Genomic DNA, 24,596 nt, shown 5'->3' with positions numbered 1-24,596 from the left:
CACCGACGACGAGCGTTACCCACCACACCGACGATGAGCGCTGTCCTCCACGCTGACGACGAGCGCCGTCCTCCACGATGATTGAGCCGACGAGGAGCGCAGCGACGAGACGAGTCGAAATCTCCGCCGGCCAACCTCAAATGGTGACCACCCCAGAAGAAGGGTGCCTTCCAGCCGCAACCCACACAGGTTTCGACAAACGGGCGGCCTCGCTGCGCGAGGACGACCTGCTCAACCACCATGCACGGCGCCGATGCTGCCAATCGAACCGACGACGAGCGCTGCCCACCACGCCGACGACGAGCGCTGTCCACCACGCTGACGACGAGCGTTACCCACCACGATGATTGAGCCGACGAGGAGCGCAGCGACGAGACGAGTCGAAATCTCCGCCGGCCAACCTCAAATGGTGACCACCCCAGAAGAAGAGGTGCGTTCCAGCCGCAACCCACACAGGTTTCGACAAACGGGCGGCCTCGCTGCGCGAGGACGACCTGCTCAACCACCATGCACGACGCCGACGTTGCCAATCAACCCGACGACGAGCGTTACCCACCACGCTGACGACGAGCGTTTCCCTCCACGATGATTGAGCCGACGAGGAGCGCAGCGACGAGACGTGTCGAAATCTCCGCCGGCCAACCTCAGATGGTGACCACCTCGAAGAAGGGGTACGTTCCAACCGCAACCGACAGAGGTTTCGACAGACGGGCGGCCTCGCTGCGCGAGGACGACCTGCTCAACCACCGTGCACGGCGCCGATGCTGCTGATCGAACCGCCGGCCGGGCACCTCCACGTGACCACCTCGGAGATGGCTGCGTTCGGCAGCAGCCCGAACACACTGCGCCGATTATGACTGATTTGCCCGTTCCTTCCGATACCGAAATCCGCAGAGCCAGAGCACATCTCACCCACTTCCGCTACGGCGTACGCTGAAACGGCACGCTCCGTCCACAGAAGCGAGTCGACGAATGTCCGATCCTGTTGTGCTGCCGTCCGCCGACCCTGACCCGCGCCGCTGGAAGGCCCTCGTCTTCATCTGTCTGGCGCAGCTGATGGTGGTGCTCGACGGCACCGTGGTCAACATCGCGCTCCCCGACGCCAAAGCCGATCTCGGGATCAGCACCGCCAACCAGCAGTGGGTGATCACCGCCTATGCCCTGGCCTTCGGTGGCCTGTTGCTCTTCGGTGGCCGCATCGCCGATCTGTGGGGTCGCCGACGCGCCCTGATGACCGGGCTGGTCGGCTTCGCCTTCGCCTCCGCACTGGGTGGTGCGGCGGTCAACGAGGGGATGCTGTTCGGTGCCCGGGCCCTGCAGGGCGCCTTCGGTGCATTGCTGGCCCCGGCCGCCCTCTCTCTGCTGACAGTGATGTTCACCGCTCCGCAGGAGCGGGCCCGTGCCTTCGGTATCTTCGGCGCGATCGCCGGTGGCGGCGCCGCGGTGGGTCTGCTGCTCGGCGGTCTGCTCACCCAGTTCCTGGACTGGCGCTGGACCATGTACATCAACGTGGTGTTCGCCGTGGTCGCCCTGTTCGGGGCGATCGTCGAGATCAAGGAGCCGCCGCGCGCCGACGATCACACGCCTCGACTCGACATCCCGGGCGTGATCCTGGGTGGTGCCGGGCTCGCCCTGGTGGTGTACGGATTCAGCCGGGCCGCCGAGAAGGGCTGGGGTGACACGGGCACCATCTCCTGCCTGATCGCCGCGGTGGTGTTGTTGGCGGCCTTCGTCTTCTGGCAGACCCGCAGCCGGCATCCGCTGCTGCCGTTGCGCGTCGTCGCCGACCGCGCTCGCGGCGGCGCCTATCTGAGCGTCGCGCTGGCCGTGATCGCGATGTTCGGGTCGTTCCTGTTCCTCACGCTGTACATGCAGGTGGTGCACCACTATTCACCGCTGAGCGCCGGCGTCGCCTTCCTCCCGATGGTCTTCGGCATGCTGGTGGGTTCCACCCAGATCGCGGCACGGCTGATCACCCGCGTCCCACCGCGATATCTGCTGGTGCCCGGCGCGCTGCTCGGTGCCTGCGGGATGCTGCTGCTGAGCCAGATCTCGGCGGAGTCCACCCGCTACTGGAGTGTGGTGTTCCCCGCGCTGTTGCTGCTCGGCGCCGGCATGGGCACGGTGTTCATGACCTCGATCAACCTCGCCACCTACGGGGTGGAACCCCGCGACGCCGGTGTCGCGTCGGCGATGGTGAACACCTCCCAGCAGGTCGGTGGCGCGGTGGGTACCGCGTTGCTCAACACCATCGCCGTCAACGTGGCCGCCGCCTACGTCACCGATCACATGGCGTCGGTCCGCGGACCGGCCGACGTCGCGGCACTCCAGGCACAGGCGATGGTGCACGGCCAGAGCATCGGCTTCTATGTGGCCGCGGCGATCCTGGCCGGCGTGGCACTCGAGGCGGGTCTCCTGATCAATGTGCGCAGGCCGATCGGCGCGGCCGACGAGGCGGAGGCGGTGGCCGCACCGGCGGTCTGACCACCGTCAGAACCGCCGGCGCGGACGACCCGTTCCACCCTCAGACGGCTGTCTGCCCTGCCAGGTATCGGTCTCGGGCACGATCGGGATAGCTGTTGGTGAAGTGCACCATCCAGACGATCAGCACGATCGGGATGGCCCAGTTGAGGAAGAAGTCCACCAGGTGCGCGCTGTCGGTTCCGGTCGGGTGGGCGTCGAATACGGTGACGAGCACGCTCGACACCCCGATCAGGGTGATCACCACACCCCACGCCGCGGACAGGACGAGGTTGATGCGGCGGAACAGCGGTGAGTCCCAGAATTCGCGGGGTGTCGACCGCTTGGCGTATTCGGCGGTGAACGGGCGTACCGGTGATGTCGCCAGCAGCGTCAGCCCGAGGATCACACCCACCAGCGGACGTCCCCACTGGTAGAGCCAGTCGTCGACGGCGTGGTCACCGATGAAGCCGACCACGGCGATCACCCCGAACAGGACAACCGAGTAGATGTCCATCTGGGTGGGGCCACCCGTGCGCCGGTTGTAGACGATGAACACCACGCCGATCGCCGCGGCCAACAGCGCGCTCCAGGCGACGCCGTCGGCGGCCAGCCGCGAGGCGACGATGGCGAAGACGATCCAGGGGATGAAGCCGGCGAAGATCGCCAGCGGGTTGAGGTTCTTCTCTTTCGTGTCGGACATGCCGTGTGGTCACTTCCAGGCCGGAATGTGCGGTGGGCGCTCCTATTTGATGATGTTGTGCGGAACGAGGTCACCGATGTTCATCGGGGGGAGTACACGAACCCCCACCATGATCGCGTCGCAGACCAGGGCCGTGGGTGCTCCGGTCGTACACACATAGTTGTCGAGTTTGTCCCAGTTGTCACAGAAACCCTCGAAGCAGTACGTCAGTCCGTCACGCGATTCGCTCCACGGCGGGCCGCTCGGCTTCGGCTGGTTGACGTGATCGGCCGACGCGGTGCCCGCGGTGGCGGCGGCCCCGATGACGGCGCAGGCCGCGATCCCGCTGAAGGTCAGTGCTCGGAGCGTGTTCTTCTTCATGATGTCTTCTCTCGTCGTCGTGGATCGATCTGCTGACCTGATCCTGGTCGGATCCGCGACGCAAGACATCGGCGTGATCGCCTAGATTTTGCTGCCACCCGCATCCTGCCCATCGGGATCGTCGCCGGTGGGGGCCACGACTCTCGGTACGGTTCGACGCGCCACTATGCGCGAGTCAGGGGAGCCCATGAGCGTGCCGACCATGCCGAGAAGTGCCGACGAGATCACCCCCGAGTGGTTGTCGGAGGTGCTCGCCCCGACCCATCCCGGGGTGGAGGTCGCCGACGTCGAGGTGGTGTTGCGCGACGACGGCACCAACCGGCGTGCACGCCTGGCACTCGGCTACCGCCAGGGCAACGGCCCGGCAACGGTTTTCACCAAGTCGGTCGACCCGGCGCACCGTGAGCTGATCCAGTTGACCAGTGGGATGTTCCACGAGCCGCGTCTGTTCGCCTCCGGTGCCACGCTCCCCGTCGACCATCCCGCGGTGTACGCGGCGGTGATCGACGAGGACTCCCAGGACTTCCTGCTGGTGATGGAGGACGTCGTCGCCCGTGGCGCACAGCCTCGTGATGCCTTGCATCCGTTGACACCCCGGCAAGCGGCGTCCGGTGTCCGGGCGCTGGGGCGGTTGCACAGCAGATACTGGGGTCGACGCGTGCAGATCCCCGAACTCGATTGGCTCGAGCCGTTCGTCGCCTTCGAGGGACTGAAGTACGCCGATCTCCCCTCGGCGATCGCCCTGCTCGACGACACCACCCCCGGCGAGGTGCTCGCACTGTCGATCGACGAACTCGTCGACGACATCTGGAAGCCCTTCATCGAGACGGTGGCGACGTCGACGCCCACTCTCCTGCACGGTGATCCGCACATCGGCAACACCTACGTCACGGCGAACGGTGAACTGGGCCTGCTCGATTGGCAGATGGCCCGGCGCGGGAACTGGTCACTGGACGTCGGCTACTTCGTGCAGGGCGCGTTGACCACCGCCGATCGCCGCGCCCACGAACGTGACCTGCTGGCCGAGTATCGCGACGCGCTCGACCTTCCCGATGCGGAAAAGCCTGCACCGGAGGAGATCTGGTTGCGGTATCGGGCGTCGGTCGCCCACGGTCTGGCGACGTGGCTGGCCACCGCCAGTGCGGCCGGCGGTCTGTGGCAACGGGTCGACGTGGCGGCTGCTCTGGCACAGCGCTATTCGGCGGCCTACGGTGACCTCGGTACACGGGAGGCCATCGCCGAGTTGACGCGGTGACGAACCGCTACGAGCAGGACCAGTCGAACACACCGGATTCCAGATCGTACTGAAGGGATCCGCTGCCGATGTTCATCCCGCTGATCTCGACGAGATCGAGGTAGAACGGGGTCAGCCCGTCCGGCACCAGTTGTGCGGGGAACAGGGTTCCGCCCAGGTGGTTGTTGGCCTGGAGCCGATCGGCCCACTCGTGATAGTCGTCGTCCCCAAAGGGATCGGTATAGGGCGAGCACGATGAATTCGTGTCTGCGCCAAAGATATCGACGGGCGCAATGCCCACGTTGGGATCGTCTCGCCGCACCGTGAGTCGCACGAGCATCTCGGGATGGTCGTGGTCCCAGGCATTGGGGTCGCCCAGATAGACCCGGTGTTCGCCGTCTCGTCGGCAGTCGGCGGGCGGAGTGCCGCATCGGCTCAACTCGTCGGCGGTGAGCCAGATGACCGCGAAGTGGCAGCCCAGGATGTCGGTGAGAAGGATCTGTTCGGGGTGGGGGCGATGCCGGCGGAGGTCGGCGATGAACGGGTCGGTCTCGTCGGTTCGCTCGATCGGTTCGGGTCCCTCGCCCACGCCCTGGAACAGCGCGATCCCCGCGAGATCGGGTCCGCGGCGCCGGTAGGGCTCGGGGAGCCACAGGGTGATCGCGTGCAGCATCGGCAGGCCGGTCCGGGGATCTCGCGGCCACTGCTCACCGGTGATGCCCGGCCCGATCGGGCCGATCCTGCCTGCGGGCACCGAGTGTGCCGCGGGCTCGCCGTCGGCGTCGACGAGTGAGCCCTCCGAGGGATAGGGATATGACCAGATCTGACCGTCCGTCCCCTCGAACAGCAGGTCATAGGCGGTGAACCCGCCGTCCGGCGACACCTCGAACGTGGGCTCGCCGATGGTGCCGAAATACGACTCTGCCATCTTTCCTCCGATGCTCGATGAGCTGTGACCGTTCCCGCCGGTCAGAATTCGGGCCAGTCCAACTCGAGGTTGTGCAACCACGGCAGGAACGGATCGGCGATGTACCCGATCCCGTCACGAATGGTCGTCGGATCGGCATCGAGCTCTCGCACCGGCTCCCCGTCGACCCCGAACAGCTCCGCCAGCGCCCCAGCGGGCCCAGGACCCGCCACCACCCGACTCGACGCGTCCTCGTCGACGTCCTCCGCATCGGCGGGCACATACGCCCGATACACACACTCGGCCACGCCGGTCGACAGCCGCCACCCCGAGACGGTGACACCCCACTCGTCGCCGTCCTCGCACAGCACTGCACGCCCGGCACCCACACCGGCGAACACGTCGCCGGCCAGGTCACCGACCACGACGCGTTCGACGAGCAGCGACACCCGAACCGATGAATCACCCGGATCCACGTCGATCTCGGTGTCGTCCAACGGATTCGACATCGGCAACGATGACCGCCCGGGTTCTGATACCTACGACCCAATACCGATCGGAACTGTTTCTCCACCACCGCTGCGGCCGCCTCGTCGACGACATCGGCGATCACGACCGTGCCATACGTACTCACAACGCCACCATCGGTTCCGGGAACACGACATCCCCGATCGCATCATCCGCCACGCCCAGTAGCCGCAGGGCATCCTGCCGGGCGTCATCGATCACCGTCTCCACCACACCGCGGTCACCACCGGCCACCGCATCACGCAACGCGGTGAAGTACGCCTGATATGTGCGTGGCTCCTTACGCGTCGACGCCAACATCCCGTGGCCTTCCAGAAACTTGTCACCCAGTATCTCGTCGATGTCGGCGACAAACTCCTCCCGCGAGCGCGACCCACACACCACCCGCAACGACACCAGGTATTGCAGTGACCGTCCCGCGAAGCGAAGGACGGGATCGTCCCCGATGTCAACCTTGCGGGCCTCCAACCTGGTCAGTTCCTCCCGCAACTCCGGGACCTGGTCGGAGCGCTCCCGGGTCACCGTCCATATCCACTCCGCGAGCGCATCCGGAGTCTGCAGATGCTCGAACTTCCGCGCACGATCCTCACCCGGCATCACGAAGCGATCACTGACCGCACCTTTGTCGCCCATCTCCGTTGCACACGGTGGACGACCGAGAAACGAGATAGGGGCCACCAACCTGCCCAGCCGGGTGTTCTCATATCCCACGAACTGCAACCACCAGCCGACCTTCACCCGCACCAGCCGCGTCGACGCACCCTTACCGGCAACCACCCACTCGTCACCCAGAACCTCGGCCGCCCCGATCGCCAGTTCACGCCACTGTTTGGCGGTGATACCCACCTCAGCCCCCGTCGTCGCCCGACCGTCCCCTGAATGCCCAGAGTTTAACAACCGGGACGATCACTGCATGATGGTGTACGGCGAGGTGTTCGCGGGTGCCAACGAGGTCGGGTGCGGCCGGTAGGGGTACTCACAAACCCGGTTCCGGGAACACGACATCCCCGATCGCATCATCCGGCACACCCGACAACCGCAGGGCATCCTGCCGGACGTCGCGGGGTGCGGGGTTCAGTCGAACTCGATCGCGATGTCGCCGCCTTGCGGGGTGGCCTGGCAGGTGAGCAGGTAGCCGTCGTCGATGTCCTCGGGTTCGAGGGCTATTCCGTTGCCGTGGTCGACTTCTCCCGCGGTCAGCCGGGCCACACACGACCCGCAGTCGCCTTCGCGGCAGGAGTACGGGGCGTCGATGTCGGCGGCGAGCAGAGCGTCGAGGAGCACGGTGTCCGTCCCGCACCGGACCGTCTGCACCGTTCCGTCGATCGACACGCTGACCTCGACGCCGGCACTCTCAGCGGGTGCGGCAAGGGTGAACGGATCGCCGGTCAGCGAGACATACCGTTCGACGTGGATGCTGTCGCGGTGCATTCCCCGGTCACGTACGACCTGCTCGACGAGATCCATGAACGGCGCCGGACCACAGATGAAGGCTTCGCCGGCCGCCTCGGTGACGACCTCGCCGACGGCGTCCGCGGTCGGTAGCCCGCGCTCGGATTCGAGCCAGTGGACCACGGTCAGTCTGTCCGAGAACCGAAGTGCCAGATCGTCGATCGCCGCCGCGAAGATCGTCGAATCACGGTCTCGGTTGGCGTAGAACAGCGTGACCGGACTGTCGTGTTCTTCGAGCGCCGATCGGAGGATCGACATCACCGGGGTGATCCCGCTACCGGCCGCGAACAGGTGCAGCGGGTGGTCCCAGGCACGCGGCGTGAACACCCCCGACGGCGGGATCATGTGCAGGGTCATTCCGGCGGTGGCGTTGTCGCACAACCAGTTCGACCCATAGCCGTCGACTGTTCGTTTGACGGTGATGGCGGGGAGCTCGTCGATGCCGGGTGTGGTGCTCAGCGAATAGCTGCGGGCGACGAATCCGGTGCGCTCGCTGGGGATCCGGACGGTGACGAACTGCCCTGGCCGGTAGTCGACCGACTCGGGGAAGGCCAGCCGGATGGTGCGGGCCTCCGCGGTCTCGTCGACCACACCGTCGACCGTGACGTCCACGCCGAGTGTGCGTTCCAGCGTTTCGCTGCCGGTCTGGCTCATGGCCGACTCCTGGTGGTGAGGGGGAGCGCCCGGTACCAGAGTTCTCCGAGTACCGTGCCGAGGGCTTCGATTCGTTCGCGCCGCGGGGTACTCGCCGGCAGGCCCACGTGGATGTAGGCCATCTGTTCGGTGGCGCAGCCCAGGGTCTCGGCGAGGAGGTCGGTGTCGCAGCTGTCGATGGTGCCGCTGCTGACGAGGCGGTCGAGCCAGCGCTGGGTGCGGCGGACGAAGTCGCCGCGTAGGTTCAGCCACAACTGCTGGAAGCCACGGTTCTCACTCGCGGCGGCCGCCTCACGCAGGAGCCGTAACATGTTGCGGTTGCGCGCATACGACTGCAGATAGGTGGTGTTGACCTCGATCAGGGACTGCAGTTCTCCGTGTGCCCGGTCCGGTCGCAGCCGCGCCTCGGCCAGCTCCTGCAGCGCGGGGCGCAGCGCGGTGAGGAAGATGTCGTCCAGGCCGACGAAGTGGCGGTAGAAGTTCCCCTGGGAGATGTCGGCGCGGTGGGTGATGTCGGAGATCCGCGTGCGGGTGTACCCGTACTCGGTGAAGCACTCGGTGGCGGCCTTCACCAGTCGATCCCGGGTCTGTTCGCCACGTTTGTTCGCCCGTTTCGTCGGTGTCGTGGTGTGCTCGAGGAGCCCGGCAGCCGAGTACGCGGCGTCGATGCCGTCGTGAACACTTGCATCCGAACCTGATTCGGGGCTCATCGGGTCACATCCTGCAGTGCACGAGCGGCGACGAGCGCGGTCAGCGGATGCTCCGGGGGCAATGACGGCGGCAAGAACGACATCAGTTCCTCCACGTACTGGTCGGCGGTGGACTCGGTGCTGAGAACGTCACCGGCATAGACCTTTCCGGTCGAACCGTCCACGGTCACGGTCTGTCCGGCGAGCGATTCGGAGAGTCCGGTTCCGCAGCCCACCACGCAGGGGACCCCGATCTCGCGGCACACCAGTGCGGCATGGGATGTGGTGCCCCCGACCTCGGTGACCACCGCGACCGCATCGAACATGGCGGGTACATCGGCCGGCGAGGTCGACGGGCGGACGAGGACCACCTTCTCCCCGCGGGCCGCGGCGGCACACGCCTCGTCGGTGTCGGTGTGGACGACGCCCACGGCAGCACCGGGGCCGGCACCGATCCCCGACGCGAGCAGCTCGGCGCCGGTGTCTGCGGTGCTCTGCCGTGCCAGCGTCTGCGCCTGTTCGGCACTGATCCGCTCCACTGCTTCCGCCCGACCGATCAGGCCCTCGCGGACGAGGTCGACGGCGATGCGGACCGCCGCACGTGCCGAACGCTTACCCGAACGGCATTGCAGCATGTACAGAGTGCCGCTCTCCACGGTGAACTCGATGTCGACGAGGTCACGGTGCTCGGCTTCGAGGGTCGTCGCGATCGCGGCGAGATCGTCGTGCAAGGCCGGTGAATGGGTCCGGAACCGGTCGATCGTCTCCGGCGTGCGTTCACCCGAGACGACGTCCTCACCCTGCGCCCGGGAGAGCCATTCGCCGAACAGCCGGGGATCTCCGGTCGCGGGATCGCGGCTGAACACCACTCCGGTTCCCGACTCCCCGTCCCGGTTGCCGAACACCATGGCCTGCACGGTGACCGCGGTTCCGCCGCCCTCGCCCAGACTGTGATGCCTGCGGTAGGCGGTGACGCGGTCGTTGGTCCACGAGCGGAACACCGCGCCGATCGCCTCCCGTAGCTGGTCGAACGGGTCCGCCGGCGGGGCGGCGGTGGCGTCACCCAGCACGATCTCACCGTAACCGGCGCAGAAGCGCTTCCAGGTGTCGTCCGCCCACTCCGGATCCCCGGTGGCCGCGGCGAGTTCGGCGGTCAGCTGCTCGGTCAGACCCAGGTTGAGCACCGTGTCCATCATTCCCGGCATACTCTGTGCCGCACCCGATCGCACCGACACCAAGAGCGGGAAGGGGCCCTTCCCGAAGGTCTTGCCGGTCTGTTCCTCGAGCACGTGCAGCGCGGCGACGACGCCTTCCCACACCTCGGCGGGCAGGGTGCCGCCGGCCTCGTGGAATCGGGCACAGACCGGGGTGGTGATGGCGAACGCCGGTGGCACCGGCAGACCGAGTGATCGCATGCGATTGACGCTGTAGGCCTTGCCGCCCAGGAGTTCCCGGTCGGCCGGTGCGGTTCCGTCCAGGGCCAGGACTGGAGATGTGGTCATGAGAGTGGTCCTTTCACTCGGTGAGATCGACCCGAGCTCGGGGCCGGGACAGGGGGAGAGGGATGGATGCGGCGCGCAGACCGGTGAGTCCACCGTCGACGGGGATGTCGATCCCGTTGACCCATGCCGCGGCGGGGCCGATCGCGAAGTCGATGACCGAGGCCGATTCCGCCGCGCTGCCATGGCGTCCGACGAGTGAGGCCGAACGCGCGATCGCGTCGACACCCATCGACTCCTCGAAATCGGTGAGGATCGGGGTCTCGGTGGGGCCCGGGCTCACCGTCAGTGCCCGGATTCCCCGGGGCTGCAGTTGAGCCGACAATGCGACGGTCCAGTCCACCACGGCACGTTTGGAGCTGTCGTAGGCGGCGGGGCCGTCGAGCCGCGTCCGGCCGAGCCAGGCGCGCAGTTCGTCGCGATCGCCGACCTCGAGCAGGCTGACGATGTCCTCGTGGGGAAGGGTGTTGCGGTGTGCGGCAAGCGATGCCACGTTGACGATCGCCCCGCCGGCGCCCATGTGCTCGAGGGCCCGGAACGTCAGCGTCCGCAGACCGAGGGTGTTGACCGCCAGCACCGTCTCGGCAGGTGCGGTGCCGGGGACACCGGCCACATTGGCGAGTGCATCGATGTGTTCGGGAAGTTCCAGTCCGGCAATGGCTTCGGGATCGGACAGGTCACATCGGACCGACTGGGCCCGCGTCTCGGGGCAGGGTGCGATGTCCACGGCGACGATCTGCGTGTCGGGTTCGCGGTCGAGGATGCGGCGGACGAGCGCCAGGCCGATGCCCGATGCCGCGCCGGTGATCACCACGGTGCGTCCGACGGATACGGAGTCGGTCATGCCATCACCGCCATGATCTCGGTGAACTCGGCGATGCCCACGGTTCCCAGTTCGCGCCCGTGCCCGGACCATTTGATCCCGCCGAACGGGGCCGTCGGCCGTTCACGGGTGCGGACCCCGTTGACCTTGACCTGGCCCACCTCCAGGTGGTTCGCCACGTCGATCGCGCGGTCCCGGTCGGCCGACCACACCTCCGCCGACAACCCGTACCGACTGTCATTGGCCACCTCGATCGCCTCCTCCACATCGCGGTAGTACTGCACCACCAGCACCGGACCGAAGATCTCCTCCTGCACCGCAGAAGAATCCGCGGCGAGATCGGTGACGACGATCGGTGAGATGAACGACCGCGACGCACCGATGGCGAGCTGCTCACCTGTTCCCGCGACCACGCGCCCGCCGTCGCGTCGGGCACGACCGATGTGGCCCAGCACGCGTTCGGCATGTGCCGCCGAGGCCAGCGGGCCGTGTGTGGTCTCCGGCGAGGTCGGGTCACCGAACACCAGCCGATCCAGGGATTGCGCGATCAGCGCCTCCACACGCGCGGCGTGCGCGGCGGGCAGGACGAGTCGGCCGGTCGCATTGCAGGCCTGCCCGGAGTTGACGAGTCCAGAGGCCAGGACCCGCGGCACCACCGCGTCGAGATCGGCGTCGGGAAGCACCACCGCGGGTGATTTCCCACCGAGCTCCAGTGTGGTGCGCGACAGCGATGCGGCAGCGGCGGCCGCCACCGCCTGTCCGCCCCGGACGCTGCCGGTGAAGGAGACGTGTGCGACGTCGGGATGCGACGACAATGCCTGTCCGGTCACCGATCCGGTGCCGTGGACGATGCTGAGGACACCGGCCGGCAGACCCGCCTCGATGAAGCAGCGCCGAACCAGTGCCGCGTCGAACGGTGTTGCCTCCGACGGTTTGAGGACGACGGTGCATCCGGCGGCCACCGCCGATGCGACCTTGGCGACGATCTGGTGGACGGGCATGTTCCACGGGGTGATCGCCGCGACGACGCCACCGGCGACGTGACGGATGATCGTCCCGTCGGTGACCTGTTGCCAGGGAAAGCGTTCGGCGGCATCGGCGGTCGCCCGCAGGACCGCGGCCGGCAGCACGTGCTGGGTGGCCACCGCCAGGGTCGTCGGCATGCCCATCTCGGCCGTCACCGTGGCGGCGATGGTGGCGCCGTGGTGTTCGACGAGGTCGGCGGTGGCCCGCAGGACCGCCGCGCGCCGGGCCACCGGCGTGCGCGACCAGCCCGGCAGGGCGGCCACCGCGGTGGCGACCGCCTCGTCCACGAGGGCGGCACCGGCTTGGTGGACCACCCCGATCTGCCGGTCGGTGAACGGGTCGACGACACCGATCGGGTCACCCCCGGTGACGACGCGCTCGGCGATCAGTGCGGCCGGGGCGTCGTCGAGGGCGAGGACGGAACCGGGGACTCCGGATGCGCTCATCGGCGGGCCTCGATGCGTACCGGCAGGGTCTTGATTCCACGGAAGAAGTTGCTCTGCAACCGGTTCGGCCGGTCGAGGACGTCGATCTGCAGACCGCGTTCGATGACGCGGGTGAAGAACAGGCGTGCTTCCATCCGGGCGAGGTTGGCGCCCAGGCACGCATGTGCACCCCACCCGAAACCGAGGTGCTCGTTGGGGAAGCGGTTGCCGATGAAGGTCTGCGGATCCTCGAAGACACGCTCGTCACGGTTGGCCGAGCAGAACCACATCACGACCTTGTCGCCCTCGCGAATCGTCTTGCCGTGCATCTCCATGTCGTGAGTTGCGGTGCGGCGCATGGACAGCACCGGGGAGATCCACCGGACCATCTCCTCGACGACAACTCTGATCTTGGCCGGGTTCTCGCGCATGAAGTCCCACCACTGCGGATTCTCGGCCAGCACGTCGACGCCGCCGGACAGCAGATTGCGGGTGGTCTCGTTGCCGGCCACCATCAGGATCAGGTAATAGGCGTCGAGGTAGCCGCGGGTGAGCGGCACACCGTCGAGTTCGGCGGCGGTCAACACGCTGACCAGGTCTTCGGCCGGGCACTCCCGGCGCAGTCGCTCCAGTCCGCGGAAGTAGTCGAACACCTCGTCACGCGCCTTGACCGCGGTCTCCGGCCCCTCGGAGTAGTCCGGGTCCTCGCTGGCCATCTGATTGGTCCAGCGCAGCAGGTTCGGGCAGTCGGCCAGCGGGGCCCCGAGCAGGCGGCCGATCATCACCAGCGGCAGCTGGGAGGCGACGGCGGCGACGAAGTCGATCTCACCCACGCCGGCATGTGCGTCGAGAAGCTCGTCGATGACCGCGGCGATGTCACCTTCGAGCGCCTTGAGCTTCACCGGCCGCACGTGCGGGGTGACGATCCCGCGCAGCTTTCCGTGTTCGGGCGGATCCACGTGATGGATGCTGCGGGCGCCCTCACCCTCGGCGCGGCGGCTGGCGATCTGGGTACCGTGCGTGACGGTGAAGTCCTCGGCATTGGATGCCACCGTCTTGATGTCCTCGTAGCGGGTCACCGACCAGAATCCGGGGCCGTCGGATTCGGGGTTCCAGTGCAGCGGGTCATCGGCGCGCAGCCGGGCGAACAGATCGTGGTCGACGCCGGCCGCGAAGGGGCGCAGATCCATCAGATCGATGTCGTCAGCGATGGTCATGTCATCTCCAATGAACTCTGGTTTGCGACTGCACTTTCACTAAACCATAGTCTATGGTGTGTTGTGAACCACAAGAACAGAAAAGTCTGATATTGCCTACCTGGGCCAATAGGTGATCGGGTCCAGGAACCGCAATGCGACTATCGATTCGCAATCAGGAGTGACGTGTACCCACCGTCGACAACGCGTGACCGTCCCGACGCCGTCGCCTACGTGATGGCAGGCTCGGGGGAGCGCCTCACCTACGCCGAACTCGATCGCCGGTCGAACCAACTGGCTCGATTCTGGCATGCGCAGGGCGTCGCGCCGGGCGACTCGGTGGTGCTGGTGATGGAGAACAATCTGGCCTGGCCGGTCGCGGTGGCCGCCGGGATGCGCAGCGGCCTGTACGTGACCCCGGTGAACTGGCATCTCAAGCCCGCCGAGCTCGCCGCACTCATCCGGGAGGACCGTCCGGCCGCGATCGTGACCAGCGTGGCACTCGTGGCCCAGGTGGTCGCGGCAGTCGGCGACGACGAGACCCCGCCGGTGATCGTGGTGGCCGACGGTGACGCAGGCGGGGACGAAACGGTCTGGGACGGAGCGGGCGGGGTCATCGGACTAGAGGCCGCCCTCGCCGGTCAGCCGACCGAGCCGCTCGACACCGAGCTGCTGGGGGCACGGGTGCTCTACAGCGGGGGCACCACCGGCCGGCCCAAACGGTTCGCCCAGCCACTTCTCGGCATCCATCCGGAGCAGGCGCCACGTCGGCACTCGGGTCTGGTCGACAAACTGGGCGTCGGGGCCGACTCGGTGCTGCTCTCACCGGCACCGAACTATCACGCCGCCCCGTTCACATTTCAGCTGATCACGTTGGCGGCCGGCGGCACGGTGGTGTGCATGGAGCGATTCGACGCCGCCGCGGCGATGGACGCTATCACCCGATACGGGGTCACCCACTCACAGTGGGTGCCGACGATGCTGATCCGCCTGCTGCGTCTGCCGGAGCGAGAACGCATCGAACTCTCGCCACACCACCGCGTTGCGTTCACATCTGGTGCACCCTGCCCACCCCAGGTCAAGGATGCGATCTTCGACTGGTGGGGTCCGATCCTGCACGAGTACTACGGGGCTTCAGAGGGCTACGGCCACACCTACATCTCACCGCTCGAGGCACGCGCGCATCCGGGGTCGGTGGGCCGGCCCCTGGGTGCGGTCCGCGTGCACATCACCGACTCCGCGGGCGCCGACGTCGGGGCCGGAGTCCAGGGCACGGTCTGCTTCGAGGCCACCGCCCCCGCCGATCCGGGTCCCGCTGATCCGCCGCGGCCGCTGAAACAGATGGGCGACATCGGATATCTCGACGACGAGGGATTCCTCTACCTGGTGGGGCGGCGGGGATTCATGATCATCTCGGGCGGGGTGAACATCTATCCCGAGGAGATCGAGTCGGCACTCATCGCCCATCCCGCCGTCGCCGATGTCGGCGTGATCGGCGTCCCCGACGCCGAGTTCGGCGAATCGGTGAAGGCCGTCGTCGAGATCCGTGCAGGCGCCGCGGTGACCGAGGCCGAGTTGATCGACCACGCCCGCGCGCACCTCGCACACTTCAAGGCGCCCCGGTCGGTCGAGTTCACCACGGACCTGCCCCGACTGCCCACCGGCAAACTCGACAAGCGTGCCCTGGTCGATCGTTTCGCACCAGCAACCGAATCCGGCTCCCGGACAACACAATCAGAAACACCACTGCAAGGAGAGACAGCATGAGCACCGAGACCTCCGACGTCGAGTTCGACGTCCTGCACGCCCTCAAGGTCAAGGGTCTCGCCAACGACGAGGCGCTGGCGGCACTGACCGGCCTGGACGCCGCGACCCTGACGTCGACCATCGACCGGCTGGCCGACGCCGGACTGGTCATCCGGCGCGATGCCGGCCGCGTGTCCGGGACCATGATGACCCCGGCCGGTCGGGAAGCGCATGAGCGCCTGGCCCCGGCCTTCGCGCTCGACGGCTCGGCCCTGGCGGCCACGGAGACATTCCACGAGGCCTTCGGCCCGATCAACGCCACCTTCAAGAAGGTGTGTGCGGCGTGGCAGGTCCGGCCCGACGGAGCACCGAACGACCACGACGACAACAGCTATGACGCTGCCGTCGTCGCCGATCTCGAAGCCGTCCACGAGCAGGTCCGCGCCGCCCTCGACACCGTCGGCGGCGAGGTGCCCCGTCTGGGCCGCTACCGCGACCGCCTGACCGCCGCGCTCGACAAGGTCCGTGCCGGCGACACCGCGGCGTTCGCCCGCCCGATGTACGACAGCTACCACGACATCTGGATGGAACTCCACCAGGATCTGCTGTTGACGTCGGGACGTGAGCGCGGCGCCGGCGACGAGTGACCCCCCGACCGGTCCGCGTCCGGTAAGCACCGACCAGAGGTCTCCGGACACCAGGCGAGCCGCCCATCACAGGTGATGGGCGGCTCGAATTCTCGGTCAGTGCACCATGACTCAGCGTTGACGGGCCAATCCCAGTGCATCGGTCAGCGGCACCGTGGGGTGTCCGTCGGCGCTCGTCCCGGTGAAGACATCGGGGTCGGCGTCGACGCCGCGCAGCGCCGACACCGAGACGTATCCGTCGGCGACGGCAGCGCTGTCGGTGCCTTCGCGGAATCCCGCCTGCCGCTCGTCACGGTTGATCAGCAGCCCGTGCTCGTTGCGCGACAGGCGCAGGGTGAACATGCTCTTGCCAGCCAGCGACGTCACCCGGATACCGCGGAGATCGTCGAAGTCGATGTCGGGGACGTTGACGTTCAACGTCATCCGGGTCGCGCGAGCCTCATCCATCCATCCCACGAGGCGTTCGGCGACCGCGGCGGCCGTGTCATGGCGATGATGGGGTGCGAAGCCGCAACTGATCGCGAGACCGCCGACCCCGGCCACCCGGGCGGCCAGGACAGCGCCGACGGTGCTGGAGAACAGGATCGACCGGCCGGTGTTGTGACCCACGTTGATCCCGCTGACCACGAACTCGGGCCGTGGCCCGAAGGCGCCCGCGCAGAAGGCGACCGTCGCCAGGGCCGGCGGGCAGTCCAGGGCGAAGACCGGGGTGTCGCCGAGCTGGGGCAGCCGGTGCTCGGTCATCGGGATCTGTGCGCCGTCCTCGATGGTGCCCAGCGAGCTCCCGCTCCCGCTGCGCTCGGAACTGGGCGCCCCCACCACCACGTCGTGGCCGGCGGCGAGCAGAGCAGACGCCACCGCAATCAGTCCATCGGCGTCGTATCCGTCGTCGTTGGTGACCAGCACTCGCATCAGATTTCTCCTCTCGACGAGCAGACCAGTACCTGACCGTCTCCCGAAATAGTGACTCATTCATCACATCTGTGTCCAGTGGCCTGACCCATGGACGGATAAAGCTCCAGCCCATCGGCCATCTTTGCCGTCCGGGACGGTTGACATCGTGAGTGACATCACATAATAATGTGACACACAGTTCGCTAACCGCCGCTCGGCGGAGCGCCTGCACGCAGATGCGGTCGCCACGATCGGACCGCTCGCCCGTGACTATCTGGAAGGACGCCCGGACATGACCGCCTGGCCGATCTCGAACGAGACCTCGACGATTTTCCCGCTCTACTCTCGCGCCAATGTCGGCGAGATCTTCCCGGACCCGATCACCCCGTTGAACGCCTCACTCGGGTTCCAGCACACCCTGGAACCCGGATGGCGCGATGCCTTCGTGGCCTGCGGCGTGTGGGACGACGACCTCTACGACGAGTCGGTGTCGTTCAATGTGCTGCCCGCATTCGGTAGCTACCTCTACATCAACATGTCGCTGATGCGGCTGTTCGGTGTGCGGGTGCCGGGGATGAGCGCCGAAGCCGTCGATCTGCAGTACTTCGGGGACATGCCCGGAATCCCGAGCTATGAGAGCGAGAAACGCGACTTCGACGAGGACCCCGCCTTCGAGGCCAAGGCGGGGGCCTGGCTCGCCGAACAGGTCCTCGGTGCAACAGATCTCGCCGCCTACGACGCCGATCGTGTCGAGGTCGACGAGATCCGGCGCACCCGGCCGGACCTCTCGGCATTGTCCGACGACGAGCTCGTCGCCCGGATGAACTCCTTCGAGACCCTGCTCCGCAGGCTCTTCAAGCACCACATCGAGGCCAGTCTCAAGTGTGGGGTCGGGCTCGGCGCGATCGCCCAGCTCGCCGAGGCCGTGGGCCGACCCGAGCAGGCACTCACCCTGGTCGCCGGGCTCGGCAACGTCGACTCCGCCGGTCCGTCACTGCAGATGTGGGACCTCAGTCGCACGGCCGCGCATCCCGATGTCGCGGCATTGTTCGACGCCGGCACCAAGGGGTTGTACGCGAAACTCAGGGCATCGGAGTCACAGGCCGTCGCCGCGTTCACCGCCCAACTCGACACCTTCCTCTCCGACTGGGACTTCCGCGGGCCCGCCGAATGGGAGATCCGGGCGATCACCTGGGGCGTCGATCCCGATCTGGCCCTGGCGACCATCGATCGGATGCGCAACGTCTCCGCGGACGAGGCCCCCGCGGCCAAGGCGGCCGAACGGGCAGCCCAGCGAGACGCCTCGGCGGCCGCCATCCGCGAGATGGTGGCCGGTGACGCCGAGGTCGCCGCACAGTTCGAGGCCGTCCTCAACGCCTCGGCGCTGTGGATGCGCGGGCGTGAACGCGGCCGCACCACCGCCGCGATGGTGATCCACGAACTGCGCCTGCCCGCACTCGAACTCGGTCGACGCGCGGCCGAGAAGGGGGCGATCGACTCGCCCCGACAGGTGTTCATGGTGTTCGCCGACGAGCTGCCCGGATTCCTCGCCGATCCCGCGTCCTACCGAGAGACGCTGGTCGAGCGCGAGCGGGTCTACCTCGACCTCTTCGACCGCAAGCCGCCGTTCGTCGTGGACGGCACCCCGCCGCCGCCCGGCGAGTGGCCGTTGCGGTCGGAATCGACGGTCACCGCAGCATCGGCGGGCGAGATCATCACCGGCGTCCCCGCCTGCGGCGGCACCGCTCGGGGTCGGGCCCGCGTCCTCACCAGCCCCGACGACCCCTCGGCGCTCGAGCCCGGCGACATCCTGATCGCCCCGATCACCGACCCGTCCTGGACGCCCCTGTTCGTCGCCGCCGCCGCTGTCGTCGTCGACGTGGGTGCACCGTTCTCCCACGCCGCGATCGTCAGCCGCGAACTCGGCATCCCCTGCGTGGTCTCGGCCACCGACGCGACGCACCGGATCGCCGACGGCGCCACCGTCGAGGTCGACGGCACCACCGGAACCGTCACCGTGATCTGATCGCCCGGCGATGTGAGCCCGGCCGGCCCCGATGACCACTCTCGGGGCCGGCCGTTCCCATCGGATCGACGGCCACCACCACTCGGACCTGAGAGAGCAGAAAACTTGCCCGAGAACAGATCTCACCACGATTCCCCAGACGACCGCGGCGCGATCGGAACCGAGCGGCTGGGCTTCTACACCCTGGGCGGACACGTATCGGACCCGCGCATCATGCTCGACGAGCTCGCCCGCGCAGAAGACCTCGGACTCGGCCGGGCGTTCATCTCCGAACGGCTCAACGTCAAGGAGGCGTGCGCATTGTCCGGCGCCGCCGGTGCGGCCACCGACCGGATCGGGATCACCACCGCCGCCACCAACATCAACACCCGTCATTCTGCCGTCACCGCCGCATTCGCCACCACCATGCACCGGCTGACCCGCGGTCGGTTCACCCTCGGTGTCGGCCGCGGACTGCGACCACAGATCGCGGGTCTCGGCCTGGCCCAGACCACCACCGCCCAACTCGACGAGTTCGCCCAGCTGATGCGGCGACTGTGGCGCGGCGAGAAGATCTCGGAGTACTCCGGGGCACTCGGCCACTTCCCGAGTATGCAGCTGGACTCGACCTTCGACGAGCACATCCCGCTTGCCACAACAGCTTTCGGACCCGCAACCCTCGCCATGGCAGGGCGGTCCTACGACGTGGTCGTACTCCACACCTTCTTCTCCGACGAGACCACGGCGCGGGCGGTACAGACCGTGAAGGAGTCGGCCACACGAGCCGGACGCGACCCCGACACCGTGCAGGTGTGGTCGTGCCTGGCCACCGTCGACGACGAGCTCGACGAGAAGACACGGCTACGACGGACTGTCGGCAGACTGGCCACCTACCTCCAGCTCTACGGAGACCTCATGGTGTCCACGAACCGGTGGGATCCGGCCCTGCTGACGAGGTTTCGGGAGTCCGACGTCGTCGGCGGTCTGTCCGGATGGGCCGACGCCGTCGGCGACGCCGAGACCTTCCAACGACTCGGCGAGGTCGTCCCCACCGACTGGCTCGCGTGTGCGGCCACCGGGTCGCCACGGCAGTGTGCGGCCGGGGTTCGCGCCCAGTTCGACCTCGGCGTCGACGGCGTCATCATGCACGGCGCCACCCCGGACGAACTCGCATCGACGGTCCGCGAGTTCGGCGCCCACTGAGATCGGGCGCCCATCACCGGCGCCGAGGGCCGGGCCGCGTACCCCTCAGCAATCCCCGAGCAGCAGGTCGACGGTGTGGCGACACAGTTGTCGCATGTGATCGATCGACATCACCGACGACCCCATCAGCGCCTGGATGGTCAGGCCGTCGAGCAGCGCCATCAGGGTGTGGGCGTTGGTGCGCGAGGTCTCCGGGTCGGCCCCGTCGACCCGATCGAACACCGCCTGCATGCGCTGCGCCCACACCTCGTAGGCACGGTTGTGCACATCGGCGAGGGCCTCGTCGCGTTGCGCTGCGGCCCACCATTCGATCCAGACCCGCCATGACTCCCGGGTGGTCTCGTCGGCGGGGAGATAGGTGTCGATGAGGTCGTACAGCGTGGTCCGGACGTCGGCGGATTCGTCGGCGAAGATGGCCGCGCGGCGCTCCAGCGACTGGGACGCGTTCTCCTCGAACGCCGCCCGGATCAGGTCGAGCTTGGTGTCGAAGTAGTAGTGGACGATCCCACCGGACACCCCCGCACCCTTGGCGACGTCGGACACCCGCAGCCCCACCACACCCCGCTCGGAAAGCTGCTGCAGAGCCGACCGAAGGATCTGTTCCTTGCGAACAGCCTCCACATTGGGCCTCGCCATACTCTTCTCCTCGTGTCGTTCGTCGACGTCATGAACAGCTAAGGGTCTCGCGGCTGGTTCTGTCCCCGGGCCGAACTCGCGCCGACGCGACGACCACCAGCACCGATGCCGCCACGACGAGCGCACCTCCGACGATAGTGCGCAGATCGGGCGATTCACTCCACAACACCACGGCGAAGACCGATGCCCATACAGGTTCGAGCACCATGATGATGGCCGCCGACTCCGCACTCATCCGGGTCTGCGCCCACACCTGGGCCACGATCGCGACGCCCGCGATCGTCGCGAGGTACATCATCGCCGGCCAGTCGGGGCCCGTCGGGAGCGAGAACCCGCCGGGCAGGGCGGCGACGGTGAACACCAGACTCAGCACCGCCAGTTGCACCACCGAGATGGCGATGGCCTTCCCGGCGGTGGCCCAGCGGGCCACCCAGATGACGTGCAGCGCATAGATCAGTGCCGACAGCACCGTGAGTGCCTCGCCGATCCCGAACGACCATCCGCGGACGGCCATCGACGCGACGCCCGCCAGCGACACCGCGGCCGCGATCACCGTGACCCGCGACGGTCGGCGCCGACGCGCGATCGCCAGCAGCATGGGGGTGAACACCACATACAGCGACACCAGGAACGAGGCGACCACGATGGATGCCCGTGACAGACCCTCGAACTGGATGTATTGCGCGAGCCCGAACAGCAGGCCGAGGACCACGCCGTGGCGGAGCTCGGGGCCCCGGATTCCCATCACCGCCCGGGGGCACAGGGCGATCAGGATCGCCACGCCGATCGTGTACCGGACCGCGAGGTAGTCGGCGACGGGCAGCCTGTCGACCAGTTCCTTCGACAGCCCGATCGACAGCCCCCACGCCGCGGCGACGGCGACGAGCACGAGCGGTGCCGCCCATGCCGCGCCGCCGCCGGTGGGTGACGAACCCGTCAGACCTCGCTCAGCGGTTCGTCCGACCACGAGTGCCCTCCAGCACCACGTGCGTCGGATCGTCACCGGTCAGGACGAGGGCGACGTTGCGGGCCTGGACCTCGACATAGGCGTCCATGGTGGCCTCGGAGATGTAGGCCGCGTGCGGGGTGACGACGGTCCGGGCGTGGCGGATGAGCCGATGATCCGGGTTCGGCGGTTCCTCGGCGAGGACGTCGAGCCCGGCACCGGCGAGCCGGCCGCTGTCCAGGGCGTCGAGGACGGCCTGCTCGTCGATCAGGCTGCCGCGGCTCACGTTAACCAGCATGCTGCCGGGCTTCATCAGGCCCAGTCGCCGCGCATCGACCAGGCCGTCGGTCTCCGGCGTCGACGGCAGGTGCAGGCTCACCACGTCGGCCCGCTCGAACACCTCGTCCAGCGTGCACTGCTCGACTCCGGCGGCGCTGCCCATCGGGTCGTAGCCGACGACGCCCTCGACCAGCGGTCCCACCATGGATGCGTAGGCCGCCCCGATCCGGCCGAGGCCGACCACTCCCACGGTCAGGTTGGACAGGCGCCGCATCGGCACGGTGGTGCCGTCCCACTGTCCGGCGCGGACATCGTTGTCGAGCGCCACGATCCCGCGGGCGAGGGCCAGGGTGAGGGCCAGTGCATGCCCGGCGACCTCCTGGGTGGCCACACCGGCGACGTTGGTCACCCAGATGCCGCGCTCACGGCAGGCGTCGACGTCGATCATGTCGGTCCCCACCGACTGCGCAGCAACGATTTTCACGTCCGGCAGGGCGTCGAGGATCTCGACGGTGATGGGGGAGTAGCCGAGCAGCAGTGCGTGCGCACCGGCCCCCTCCCGGGCGATGACCTCGGGGTCGGCGGATCCGATGACGCGGGTGGCGACGCCGGATCGTTCGAGGATGTCGATACCCGGGCGGGGATCGGTGTCGACGATGTCGGTGTAGACCGCGAGCGGGCGGCTGTCCACGGCGGTCATGCGCGGGCTCCTTCTCGGACGTGGATCACGGTGGGACGGTCGGCTTTCAGGGCTTCGACGACCGCCGCGGCGACGTCGTCGGGTTCCTGCGCGCCGACGCCGTGACAGCCGACGGATCGGGCGAGGGCGACGAAGTCGGGGTGGCCGAGGTCGACGGCGTGGACCGGTTCGTCCCGGTCGGCCATCTCGTTGCGGATCTCACCGTATCCGCCGTTGTCGACGACGATGATCGGAAGGGGCAGACGGAGTTCGGCGGCCGTCGCGAGTTCGGCCACGGTGAACATGGTTCCGCCGTCACCCTGGATCACGATCACCGGGGCGTCGGGGTCGGCGACCTTGGCGCCGATCCCGGCCGGCAGACCGAAGCCGAGAGTTCCTGCGCCGGTGGGGAACAGGAAGCTTCGTGCCCGGTGCAGCGGCCAGTTGGACAGGGTGCCGTAATAGACGGCCATCGCGTTGTCGGCGGCGATCACGGTCTCGCGGGGTGTCGCCGCGACGAGTGCATCCACCAGCGGTCCCCAGGTGGCGCCGGTGGCCCGGGCCTCGGCGGTGATCGTCGCGCGGATCTCGTCGATGGTCGTCGCGGTGTCGCGGGCCGGGAGACGTCGGGCCAGTCGCGGTGCCGAGTCGGCGATGTCGCCGAGCACGGCGACGTCGGCGGCCCGGTTCGCGTGGATCCCGGCCGGGTCGATGTCCAGCCGAACCATCGAGGAGATGGTGGGCTGTCCGTACCACCAGTCGGCCGGCGCGAGTTCGGTCCCGATCGCCACCAGCAGATCCGACGATTCGACAAGTGCTCGCACACAGGCGTGTTGGACGCCCGCACCGACGAGCAGGGGATGGTCGTCGGCGACCGCACCCTTGCCGTTGGTGGTGGTCAGCACGGGCGCACCGATCCGTTCGGCGAGGGCGGTCACCTGCTCCGACGCCGAGCCCGCGCCACCGCCGACCACCACGATCGGCGACTGTGCCGCGGTGATGGCCGCGGCGGCCCGCTCGATCGCGTCGTCGGCGGCGACGTGCTGTGCGGTGACCGCACGCGGGTAGTCGTCGATCTCGGCGGTCACGTCGAACAGGTCGAGCGGGATCTCCAGATAGACCGGACGCGGACGGCCGTCGATCATCTCGCCCCACAACTGGGCCACGGCAGCGGGGATCTCCGATACCTGGGACACCCGGACCGCGCGGTGCACGACGGCGGCCATCGACGCGGTCTGGTCCCGGATCTCGTGCAGCAGACCGTTACCGAAGCCCGGGTGGTTCGACGGCATCCCGGGGGAGACGAAGAACACCGGGACCGAGTCGGAATAGGCCTGTGCCGCAGAGGATACCGCGTTGAGGATGGCGGGTCCGGTGGTGGTCAGGACGACGCCGGGGCGGCCGGTGGAGCGTGCGTAGCCGTCGGCGGCATAGCCGGCGCCCTGCTCGTGGCGGACGAGGACGTGGCGCAGCCCGACCCGCTCCAGTGCCGAGTAGGCGCCGAGGTTGTGGGTTCCGGGGATACCGAACACGGTGTCGGCTCCCTGCGCGGCGAGTGCGCGGACCAGCGCCTCGCCTCCGGTCGTGATCACAAAGTCACCTTCT

The 24,596-nt window shown here is 67.9% G+C and carries 22 protein-coding genes; 6 read left to right on the top strand and 16 right to left on the bottom strand.

The genetic code is table 11. The features are described 5' to 3' along the window. Window positions 1-972 precede the first annotated feature (972 nt). Window positions 973-2,484 carry an MFS transporter gene (locus Q9K23_RS12970; protein ID WP_053777260.1) on the top strand — a complete coding sequence of 504 codons (1,512 nt, stop codon included), beginning with the start codon at window positions 973-975 and terminating at the stop codon, window positions 2,482-2,484. A gap of 40 nt (window positions 2,485-2,524) precedes the next feature. Here the strand turns inward: Q9K23_RS12970 and Q9K23_RS12965 are convergent, their stop codons facing one another. Beyond that, entirely contained in the window at window positions 2,525-3,163 is a 639-nt protein-coding gene (locus Q9K23_RS12965; protein WP_020789831.1) for a hypothetical protein, read from the bottom strand. 42 nt (window positions 3,164-3,205) lie between these two features. Continuing rightward, a complete protein-coding gene (locus Q9K23_RS12960) occupies window positions 3,206-3,523 on the bottom strand; it encodes a hypothetical protein (RefSeq protein ID WP_053777261.1) in 318 nt (105 codons plus the stop codon). Between the two features lie 187 nt (window positions 3,524-3,710). Here Q9K23_RS12960 and Q9K23_RS12955 point away from each other — a divergent pair, with 187 nt between their 5' ends. Continuing rightward, a complete protein-coding gene (locus Q9K23_RS12955; RefSeq protein ID WP_020789830.1) occupies window positions 3,711-4,778 on the top strand; it encodes a phosphotransferase in 1,068 nt (355 codons plus the stop codon). 7 nt (window positions 4,779-4,785) lie between these two features. Here Q9K23_RS12955 and Q9K23_RS12950 read toward each other — a convergent pair whose 3' ends face one another. The 9 genes from Q9K23_RS12950 to Q9K23_RS12910 all read right to left on the bottom strand — a co-directional run bounded on the left by Q9K23_RS12950 (window position 4,786) and on the right by Q9K23_RS12910 (window position 13,977). Beyond that, window positions 4,786-5,685: a hypothetical protein gene (locus Q9K23_RS12950; protein WP_020789834.1), complete on the bottom strand. Its 900-nt coding sequence runs from the start codon at window positions 5,683-5,685 to the stop codon at window positions 4,786-4,788. Window positions 5,686-5,726: 41 nt separating this feature from the next. Beyond that, window positions 5,727-6,173 carry a hypothetical protein gene (locus Q9K23_RS12945; protein ID WP_020789823.1) on the bottom strand — a complete coding sequence of 149 codons (447 nt, stop codon included), beginning with the start codon at window positions 6,171-6,173 and terminating at the stop codon, window positions 5,727-5,729. Window positions 6,174-6,294: 121 nt separating this feature from the next. Further along, on the bottom strand, window positions 6,295-7,038 hold the full coding sequence (locus tag Q9K23_RS12940; RefSeq protein ID WP_020789825.1) for a hypothetical protein: 744 nt from the start codon (window positions 7,036-7,038) through the stop codon (window positions 6,295-6,297). 228 nt (window positions 7,039-7,266) lie between these two features. After that, the gene (locus tag Q9K23_RS12935) at window positions 7,267-8,298 is read right to left on the bottom strand and encodes a ferredoxin--NADP reductase (RefSeq protein WP_020789826.1); all 1,032 of its coding nucleotides are present in this window, start codon (window positions 8,296-8,298) and stop codon (window positions 7,267-7,269) included. Next, window positions 8,295-9,008: a TetR/AcrR family transcriptional regulator gene (locus tag Q9K23_RS12930; protein ID WP_020789833.1), complete on the bottom strand. Its 714-nt coding sequence runs from the start codon at window positions 9,006-9,008 to the stop codon at window positions 8,295-8,297. The genes Q9K23_RS12935 and Q9K23_RS12930 overlap by 4 nt, the downstream gene beginning before the upstream one ends. After that, window positions 9,005-10,489, bottom strand: coding sequence for a pyruvate, phosphate dikinase (locus tag Q9K23_RS12925; protein WP_020789829.1), 1,485 nt, complete (start codon window positions 10,487-10,489; stop codon window positions 9,005-9,007). Before Q9K23_RS12925 ends, Q9K23_RS12930 begins: the two co-directional genes overlap by 4 nt. A gap of 13 nt (window positions 10,490-10,502) precedes the next feature. Continuing rightward, window positions 10,503-11,330, bottom strand: coding sequence for an SDR family oxidoreductase (locus Q9K23_RS12920; protein ID WP_020789827.1), 828 nt, complete (start codon window positions 11,328-11,330; stop codon window positions 10,503-10,505). Next, a complete protein-coding gene (locus tag Q9K23_RS12915) occupies window positions 11,327-12,781 on the bottom strand; it encodes an aldehyde dehydrogenase family protein (RefSeq protein ID WP_053777263.1) in 1,455 nt (484 codons plus the stop codon). Before Q9K23_RS12915 ends, Q9K23_RS12920 begins: the two co-directional genes overlap by 4 nt. Next, window positions 12,778-13,977, bottom strand: a complete 1,200-nt coding sequence (locus tag Q9K23_RS12910) for a cytochrome P450 (protein WP_020792089.1) — start codon at window positions 13,975-13,977, stop codon at window positions 12,778-12,780. Before Q9K23_RS12910 ends, Q9K23_RS12915 begins: the two co-directional genes overlap by 4 nt. A 165-nt stretch (window positions 13,978-14,142) precedes the next feature. Here Q9K23_RS12910 and Q9K23_RS12905 point away from each other — a divergent pair, with 165 nt between their 5' ends. Both Q9K23_RS12905 and Q9K23_RS12900 read left to right on the top strand, forming a co-directional pair. Beyond that, on the top strand, window positions 14,143-15,723 hold the full coding sequence (locus tag Q9K23_RS12905; protein ID WP_020792090.1) for an AMP-binding protein: 1,581 nt from the start codon (window positions 14,143-14,145) through the stop codon (window positions 15,721-15,723). Further along, window positions 15,720-16,349 carry a MarR family transcriptional regulator gene (locus tag Q9K23_RS12900; RefSeq protein ID WP_053777264.1) on the top strand — a complete coding sequence of 210 codons (630 nt, stop codon included), beginning with the start codon at window positions 15,720-15,722 and terminating at the stop codon, window positions 16,347-16,349. The genes Q9K23_RS12905 and Q9K23_RS12900 overlap by 4 nt, the downstream gene beginning before the upstream one ends. Window positions 16,350-16,460: 111 nt before the next feature. Here Q9K23_RS12900 and Q9K23_RS12895 read toward each other — a convergent pair whose 3' ends face one another. Beyond that, window positions 16,461-17,261: a 5'/3'-nucleotidase SurE gene (locus Q9K23_RS12895; RefSeq protein WP_082365870.1), complete on the bottom strand. Its 801-nt coding sequence runs from the start codon at window positions 17,259-17,261 to the stop codon at window positions 16,461-16,463. A 274-nt stretch (window positions 17,262-17,535) separates the two neighbouring features. Between Q9K23_RS12895 and Q9K23_RS12890 the strand changes: the two genes are divergently transcribed. Then, complete coding sequence (locus Q9K23_RS12890; RefSeq protein WP_053777265.1) at window positions 17,536-19,269, top strand: PEP-utilizing enzyme; 1,734 nt, start codon at window positions 17,536-17,538, stop codon at window positions 19,267-19,269. 105 nt (window positions 19,270-19,374) lie between these two features. Further along, window positions 19,375-20,451: a TIGR03857 family LLM class F420-dependent oxidoreductase gene (locus Q9K23_RS12885; protein ID WP_020792411.1), complete on the top strand. Its 1,077-nt coding sequence runs from the start codon at window positions 19,375-19,377 to the stop codon at window positions 20,449-20,451. Window positions 20,452-20,496: 45 nt separating this feature from the next. On the opposite strand, the gene Q9K23_RS12880 is transcribed toward Q9K23_RS12885, so the two are convergent. Genes Q9K23_RS12880 through Q9K23_RS12865 form a run of 4 tightly spaced genes read right to left on the bottom strand, consistent with a single transcriptional unit; the run spans window position 20,497 to window position 24,583 of the window. Next, window positions 20,497-21,087 carry a TetR/AcrR family transcriptional regulator gene (locus Q9K23_RS12880; protein ID WP_305950143.1) on the bottom strand — a complete coding sequence of 197 codons (591 nt, stop codon included), beginning with the start codon at window positions 21,085-21,087 and terminating at the stop codon, window positions 20,497-20,499. A 28-nt stretch (window positions 21,088-21,115) separates the two neighbouring features. Then, complete coding sequence (locus Q9K23_RS12875; RefSeq protein ID WP_053777267.1) at window positions 21,116-22,054, bottom strand: DMT family transporter; 939 nt, start codon at window positions 22,052-22,054, stop codon at window positions 21,116-21,118. Further along, complete coding sequence (locus tag Q9K23_RS12870) at window positions 22,035-23,012, bottom strand: C-terminal binding protein (protein ID WP_020793141.1); 978 nt, start codon at window positions 23,010-23,012, stop codon at window positions 22,035-22,037. Before Q9K23_RS12870 ends, Q9K23_RS12875 begins: the two co-directional genes overlap by 20 nt. Continuing rightward, window positions 23,009-24,583, bottom strand: coding sequence for a thiamine pyrophosphate-binding protein (locus tag Q9K23_RS12865; RefSeq protein WP_020793142.1), 1,575 nt, complete (start codon window positions 24,581-24,583; stop codon window positions 23,009-23,011). The genes Q9K23_RS12870 and Q9K23_RS12865 overlap by 4 nt, the downstream gene beginning before the upstream one ends. Window positions 24,584-24,596: the final 13 nt, after the last annotated feature.

This window comes from Gordonia sp. NB41Y, from assembly GCF_030718915.1.
GTDB classification, from domain to species: Bacteria; Actinomycetota; Actinomycetes; order Mycobacteriales; family Mycobacteriaceae; genus Gordonia; species Gordonia desulfuricans.
Note: the sequence above shows the minus strand (reverse complement) of the source record. Positions and strands in the feature narration are given on the sequence as shown.

Excerpts from the sequence above, each read along its gene's own strand:
- Q9K23_RS12870 (WP_020793141.1), bottom strand. The coding sequence starts at position 23,012 with ATGACCGCCGTGGACAGCCGCCCGCTCGCGGTCTACACCGACATCGTC.
- Q9K23_RS12910 (WP_020792089.1), bottom strand. The coding sequence starts at position 13,977 with ATGACCATCGCTGACGACATCGATCTGATGGATCTGCGCCCCTTCGCG.
- Q9K23_RS12925 (WP_020789829.1), bottom strand. The coding sequence starts at position 10,489 with ATGACCACATCTCCAGTCCTGGCCCTGGACGGAACCGCACCGGCCGAC.
- Q9K23_RS12915 (WP_053777263.1), bottom strand. The coding sequence starts at position 12,781 with ATGAGCGCATCCGGAGTCCCCGGTTCCGTCCTCGCCCTCGACGACGCC.
- Q9K23_RS12935 (WP_020789826.1), bottom strand. The coding sequence starts at position 8,298 with ATGAGCCAGACCGGCAGCGAAACGCTGGAACGCACACTCGGCGTGGAC.
- Q9K23_RS12955 (WP_020789830.1), top strand. The coding sequence starts at position 3,711 with ATGAGCGTGCCGACCATGCCGAGAAGTGCCGACGAGATCACCCCCGAG.
- Q9K23_RS12965 (WP_020789831.1), bottom strand. The coding sequence starts at position 3,163 with ATGTCCGACACGAAAGAGAAGAACCTCAACCCGCTGGCGATCTTCGCC.
- Q9K23_RS12880 (WP_305950143.1), bottom strand. The coding sequence starts at position 21,087 with ATGGCGAGGCCCAATGTGGAGGCTGTTCGCAAGGAACAGATCCTTCGG.
- Q9K23_RS12945 (WP_020789823.1), bottom strand. The coding sequence starts at position 6,173 with ATGTCGAATCCGTTGGACGACACCGAGATCGACGTGGATCCGGGTGAT.
- Q9K23_RS12970 (WP_053777260.1), top strand. The coding sequence starts at position 973 with ATGTCCGATCCTGTTGTGCTGCCGTCCGCCGACCCTGACCCGCGCCGC.
- Q9K23_RS12920 (WP_020789827.1), bottom strand. The coding sequence starts at position 11,330 with ATGACCGACTCCGTATCCGTCGGACGCACCGTGGTGATCACCGGCGCG.
- Q9K23_RS12895 (WP_082365870.1), bottom strand. The coding sequence starts at position 17,261 with ATGCGAGTGCTGGTCACCAACGACGACGGATACGACGCCGATGGACTG.
- Q9K23_RS12950 (WP_020789834.1), bottom strand. The coding sequence starts at position 5,685 with ATGGCAGAGTCGTATTTCGGCACCATCGGCGAGCCCACGTTCGAGGTG.
- Q9K23_RS12960 (WP_053777261.1), bottom strand. The coding sequence starts at position 3,523 with ATGAAGAAGAACACGCTCCGAGCACTGACCTTCAGCGGGATCGCGGCC.
- Q9K23_RS12930 (WP_020789833.1), bottom strand. The coding sequence starts at position 9,008 with ATGAGCCCCGAATCAGGTTCGGATGCAAGTGTTCACGACGGCATCGAC.
- Q9K23_RS12900 (WP_053777264.1), top strand. The coding sequence starts at position 15,720 with ATGAGCACCGAGACCTCCGACGTCGAGTTCGACGTCCTGCACGCCCTC.
- Q9K23_RS12890 (WP_053777265.1), top strand. The coding sequence starts at position 17,536 with ATGACCGCCTGGCCGATCTCGAACGAGACCTCGACGATTTTCCCGCTC.